The 2,872-nt window shown below is 69.3% G+C and carries 1 protein-coding gene and 1 pseudogene; one reads left to right on the forward strand and one right to left on the reverse strand.

Features of this window, described 5'->3' with window-relative positions:
* Positions 1 to 730 (reverse strand): annotated as a pseudogene (locus tag B2Y21_RS14460) (hypothetical protein); the annotation flags it as partial.
* A gap of 394 nt (positions 731 to 1,124) precedes the next feature.
* Between B2Y21_RS14460 and flgK the strand changes: the two are divergent.
* On the forward strand, positions 1,125 to 2,872 hold a 1,748-nt coding region (flgK, locus tag B2Y21_RS14465), incomplete at its 3' end, for a flagellar hook-associated protein FlgK (protein WP_292060520.1).

Here is a 2,872-nt window from a genome sequence, read left to right on the forward strand (position 1 = left end):
CTTCGGCGTTGCCTGTCGCTGTGGCTGCGGCCTGTATCGCTTCTCGCGCCGAGGCCAGCCGTTCGCCCGCGCCCGACCGGAAGCCGGTCACGCCCAGCAGGGCGGCGTCCTGTGCAGGAAGGGCCGCTCCAGGGCGCGACGGCGGCGGCGCGTCCGACGGCTCGTCGCTCTCGGTTGACGGGGGCTCGGGCGCCGCATCCGGCTCGGCAAAGACGGCGGGGAGCGCCGCCTTGAGGGCGGCGGAAATGGTTGCTGGGGGTGTCGTCGCGGCTGAGACGGGCGCAGCCGTGGCGGTCGTGGCGGCTGCTGGTTCGGCGGTCGGGGCGACGGGAGTCGCCTCTACAGCCTCAGAAACGGCCAACGGAGCGGGAGACGGCGCGGCGGCGACAACAGGAGTCGCTTCGGTCGTCGGCGCCGTCGGATCGGCAGGGGCTGTCGGCGCCGCAGCCTGTTGCACCGGCGGGGGAGGCGCGAACCAGGCGGGCGGAGCCGGGGCGACGGCGATGTCGTCCTTTGCGGGCTCGACCGGAGCGGCCTCGATCGGGGCGGTGGTTTCGGACGCTTGGGCGACCGGGACGACCGAGACGACGGGCGGCGCGGCCTGCGTCTCTTCCTTCAGCATCAGGTCCGCGAAGACGGCGCTGTCCGTCGCCGCCTCGACGGAGGCGTCGACGCTCGCGCCGCCGGGGGCGGCGGGCGTCAGGACGGACATGAGGCTGACGGCGGACATGCGGGCGGCAGGCGCTTTCGGTCGGTGAGGGGCGGCGCCTGCTGCGCCTGGGTCATTCGACAGAGCCTCCGCAAGCCTTGGGCCAAGCGTAGGTTTCGATCTTAATGTATTGAAATATACTGATATTGATGGGTTTTGGGTCGCCGTTTCAGCGACGTGACGCCGGGCGCTTCTTGCCGCGCTTGTCGCTTTTTGCCGGGCGCGGGCGGCGCCGTTCGACTTGGCCCGTGGCTTGCCTCTCTTGCTGACGAATGCACAGGGGCTGAACGCCGATGTCGAGGAAAATCAAAGAGATGGTCAGAAGACCTGCTCAATTCGCCGGGCAAGATTTGCTCGCTTGCCTGCAAGGCTTGCCGAGCGGCCGTCCCGTGCGCTCCGGCGTGGGAGACGTCTGATGTCCCTCAACTCGATCATGAACATCGCCACCTCGGGCATGAACGCGGCCCAGACGCAGCTGCGGGTGGTCTCGGACAACGTCTCCAACGTCAACACGCCCGGCTATGTCCGCAAGATCGCCGACCAGCAGTCCTGGGCCAGTCAGGGCGTCGGCGCGGGGGTGGAGATCGCCCGCATCCGTCTGGCCACCGACCGCTTCCTGCAGGCCGCCAGCCTGAACGCCAGCGCCGACGCCGGCCGTCAGACGGTGCGCTATGAGCTTTACGACCGCATCCAGTCGATGTTCGGCGATCCGGGCTCCAACAGCGGCTTCTTTTCGCAGATCGACAGCGTCTTCGCCGCCTTCGCCGCTTCGGCCGAGAACGCCACCTCCGGCCCCGCTCGCCAGGACGCCATCTGGAAGACGCAGGCCCTGTTCGATGAAGCCGCCCGCATCAACAGCCAGATTCAGTCGGTGCGCGAAGACGCCGACGCCCGCATCAAGAGTGCGGTCGAGACGGCCAACAGCCTGCTGGAGCAGATCGAGAAGCTGAACGTCGAGATCGCCAAGGCCACGGTGATCAATGCGGACTCTTCGGGCGCGCAGACGGCTCAGGCGGCCTTGATCGATCAGTTGTCGGGCCTGATGGACGTTCGCATCACCGGCCGTGCGGTCGGCGGGGTCGAGATCCGCACCGGCGCCGGCATCCTGCTGGCGGGGCAGGGGGCGGCCAAGCTGGACTATGTGCGCGCCGGCGCCGTCTCGGCCGAGACGGTGTTCAACGAGGTCATGGTCATCGAGCCCCCCGCCGGAAAGGCGCGCTCTCTGGCTGAAGGCTTGGGCTCGGGCGAGATCAAGGGGCTGCTGGAGCTGCGCGACGGCGAGGCGCCGGCCACGGCCGAGCGTCTGGCCGAACTGATGTCGCGTCTGGCCGACGAACTGAACCGAGCGCACAACGCCTCATCCGCCGCGCCGCCGCCCAATAGCCTGACCGGCCGTAACATCGGGCAGTCTCTGGAGACCGCCCTGCAGGGCTTCACCGGCCGCACCTCCATCGTCATCACCAATGACCAGGGCGTAGCCCTGCAGAAGATCGACCTGGACCTGGCGACGCTGAATCCGGCGACCTTCCTGGCCGACCTGAACGCCCAGCTGGGGACCAACGGCAGCGCCAGCTTCGTCGACGGGCGTCTGAAGATAGAAGGCGCGCCCGGCACGGGGGTGGTGGTGATCGACGATCCGGCCGCGCCCTCGAACAAGGGCGGGCGAGGCTTTTCGCACTTCTTCGGCCTGAACGACCTGATCACCAGCGCGCAGCCGGCGATCTATGAAACGGGCATGACGGGGGCGTCGCAGCACGGCTTCACGCCCGGCGAGACCATCACCTTCCGCTTCAGCGACGCGGCGGGCGCCAAGCTGCGCGACATCGAAGTGGCGGTGCCCGCGGGCGGCGACATGACCAGCCTGCTGGCGGCGCTGAACGACCCGATGACGGGCGCGGGGCGGATGGGGACGTTCAGCCTCAGCTCGACGGGCGAAATGACGTTCACGCCGCGACCCGGCTCGGGCGCGAACCTGTCGGTGCTTCAGGACCGCACCACCCAGGTTCCCTCGAACGTGTCGATGAGCGAGCTGTTCGGTCTGGGCGGCGCGCGCGCCTCGCGGGCCGACGCCTTCTCGGTCCGGGCCGACGTCGCCCGCGACCCGTCCTTGATGGCCTTCGCCAAGGCCGACGCGACGGGCGGGGTCGGCGCGGCCGTGGTCAG

This window comes from Brevundimonas sp. UBA5936, assembly GCA_002430835.1.
Lineage (GTDB): Bacteria > Pseudomonadota > Alphaproteobacteria > Caulobacterales > Caulobacteraceae > Brevundimonas.